Genomic DNA, 3,000 nt, shown 5'->3' with positions numbered 1-3,000 from the left:
CTTATTCAGAGTTGAAGTGGAAACCCAATTAGGAGGGGAAACCGTTTCCTCGAGCACAATTATTCCTACAAAAGCTCAAAAAAAACTTGATCTACAGTTCTTTCCCGAAGGAGGAGAAATGATAGAAGGAATTGAAAGTAAAATAGCTTTTAAAGCACTAAATTCCTGGGGCACCCCTGAGAATATTGAGGGAGTAATAATCGATTCCAATGGAAATAAAGTTACAAAAATAACCTCAACCTACATGGGAATGGGAACATTTAGGTTTCAACCTGAAAAAGGGAAAAATTATAAATTCCAAATTACACCCCCCCCCTTCAAAGGAAAAGTCTTTGATCTCCCAACAGCAAGAAAGGATGGATTAATTCTTGAAGTTTTATATGTAACCAAAGAAGTCATAGGGGTTCGAATTAAATCCTCAAAAAAAACAAAGGAGCAAATCCATCTACTAGCACATAAAAATGAAAAAGCTTGGTGGGGCTTAAGTGCAAAAATTGAAGGGGAGGGATTAGTTCGGATACCCACAAAAGATTTTCCAATGGGAATAATAAACCTTACCCTATTTAATGAAAAGCATATTCCTGTTGCAGAGAGACTAGTATTTGCTAATTCTCAAAAAAAATTACAAATCTCGGTAACAACGGATAAAAAAGAATATCTTCCGAGAGAAAAAGTAAGGGCCTTAATTTCAGTAAAAAATCACCTAGGTGACCCAATGCCTGCAAACCTTTCAATGTCTGTAACTGATCCCCTTTTAGCAAAAAGCCTAAGAGTAAGAAGCAAGAATATTCTTGAAACATTCCAAATTCAAGGTGAATTAAAAGGAAGAGTTCCTTACCTGGGAGGCCTTTCCCTAGATAACCAAAATTTAGAAAAAATCGATTATCTTTTATTAACTCATGGATGGCGCAGATATAAAGCCCAAAATGATATAAAACAAGAAACTCTTACTTTACCATCTTCTCAGGAATTTATAAAAGGCAAAATCGAATTTAAGAATGAAAGGAATCAAAAACCTTTGGAAGTAAACTTAATGAACTTGAGAAAAAATACCTTTTTTACAACTTTAAGTGATTCCAGCGGAATTTTTACTTTTGATAAAGAACTATTAGGAATTGAACCATCACTTGCAATAATATTTCCTTCTGCTTCAAATCAAAACAAAACTAAAATAACCCTCTTTGAAGAAGAAAGATCTCCTTATTACCAGACAGCAATAACAAAAATCAAGGAGGAGGCAGAAATAAAACCTATGGAAATGAATTACACCTCCAATGGCCTTCGAAAAAAAAGAAATACTGCGTTTAGCGAATTAAGTCATTACAAATTATTAGAGCAAGTTGTCATTGAAGCGGATTCGATAAAAGAGAAAGATCCAATTGCTAAACAATTTTATGGGAGTGCTGTCCATTCTAAAAGCGGAAAAGAATTAAAGCCTTCTGTGGATCTTATTGGATTAATAAGGCAGGTAAGCTCTATTCGGTATCATGACCCTGTAAAAAGAGCAATTTATTTTAACAGCCGAGGGCTTTCCTCATCCCTAACTTCACCTCCTAATCCTGCGCTTTTTATCGTCAATAATACAATAATGGGATCGGATTATACCCTAATCGGAAACTTAAGCCCCGAAGACATTGAATTTTTAACGGTAGTAAGGGGTAGCTCACCAAGATTCCTATATGGCCAAAAAGCTGAGAGTGGGGTTGTCTTTATTACCACAACCGAAGGATATAAAGAAGAACTTCCTATGAAAAAAGGTCCCGATTATCTAGCCATTGTTGAAAACTTTAGGGAAAAAAGGGAGTTCTATCAACCTAAATACGACACCGACTCTGCTAAGGAAATATTAATCCCGGATTTACGAGCTACAATTCATTGGGAGCCCAATATTGAAATCGATTCTACAGGACAAAAAGTGATTGAGTTTTATAATGCAGATCGGAAAACCACTATTGAAGGCCTTATTGAAGGGTTCAATAATTCAGGACTCTTAGGGGCCTTAAAATTTAATTATAAAGTAGATTCTACAAATTAATAAAGGATAATTCAGCCAAGCTTTCCATTAGTTTGGCTGATTTTTTATATCAATCAAATGGTTAAGTAGTTCAGAAAAAGAATCACCCACCTTGAAACTTCAATAAAGGTTTTAAAAGAACATTAGTATTTGGCATTTTCATCATCCGAAAAACAAATTCAAAACCACCACCATCACTAAAGCAGGCAACATATTGGTAACTCGTATTTCTTTAATTTCCAATACTGAAATACTCAGCCCAATAATCAATAAACCGCCTGTACCTGCTATTTCATTGAGTAAAACCGGGGAAAGAAAGGGTTCTATAAATCCAGCCATAAATGTTAGTCCTGCCTGATAAATGAAAAGAGGAATTACTGAGAAAAGAACACCTCTACCATAAATAGAAGCTAAAATAATGGAGGTAAATCCATCAAGGATTGCCTTGGTATAAAGAATAGAGGGATCATTACGCAAACCCTCATCCAAAGCGCCAAGAACGGCCATTGAACCAATACAATAGAGCATAAAGGCAGTAATCAGCCCATCGGAAAATTTTTCATTGTTGCTCTTTAACCGTCTTTTTAATTTATCTGCCATATTTTTAAAGCGGGTATCCAAATTGAGTGCCTCTCCAATAATCCCTCCAATAAGGACACTAAAAATCATCAGAATGACATTCTCTACTTTCAAGGCCATTTGAACGCCAATTAACATCACGCACAAACCTATGCCTTGGAAACTGATCTTTCGGATATTTTCGGGAAAACGATCATTCAAAAACAACCCCAATACCCCTCCTGCCAAGATAGCAGCTACATTTGCCAAAGAACCCAAAGGAAGAAACATAAAAACAAAAAGTAAAAGTCACATGGCCATACACATCCATTAAGGGATAAAGGGCCGAGATCCAAAAAATAAACTTTACACTTCTTCCAAAAGGAATAATCCAATAAAAAGAAGTAAAAAATCAAAAGTACAAAAAA

2 protein-coding genes are annotated in these 3,000 nt (G+C 35.4%); one reads left to right on the top strand and one right to left on the bottom strand.

Annotated features, from left to right (window positions below; translation table 11 throughout):
- The coding region (locus E1171_RS03725; protein WP_155204223.1) for a TonB-dependent receptor at positions 1-2,035 on the top strand (2,035 nt) is incomplete at its 5' end.
- A 141-nt stretch (positions 2,036-2,176) separates the two neighbouring features.
- Here the strand turns inward: E1171_RS03725 and E1171_RS03720 are convergent.
- Positions 2,177-2,863, bottom strand: coding sequence for a DUF554 domain-containing protein (locus E1171_RS03720; protein ID WP_155204221.1), 687 nt, complete (start codon positions 2,861-2,863; stop codon positions 2,177-2,179).
- Positions 2,864-3,000: the final 137 nt, after the last annotated feature.

Source organism: Xanthovirga aplysinae (assembly GCF_009711365.1).
Taxonomy (GTDB): Bacteria; Bacteroidota; Bacteroidia; order Cytophagales; family Cyclobacteriaceae; genus Xanthovirga; species Xanthovirga aplysinae.
This window is presented reverse-complemented; position numbering and strand designations above follow the sequence as displayed.

What these genes read in the sequence shown, in the direction of transcription:
- E1171_RS03720 (WP_155204221.1), bottom strand. Translation starts at nt 2,863, where the DNA reads ATGTTTCTTCCTTTGGGTTCTTTGGCAAATGTAGCTGCTATCTTGGCA.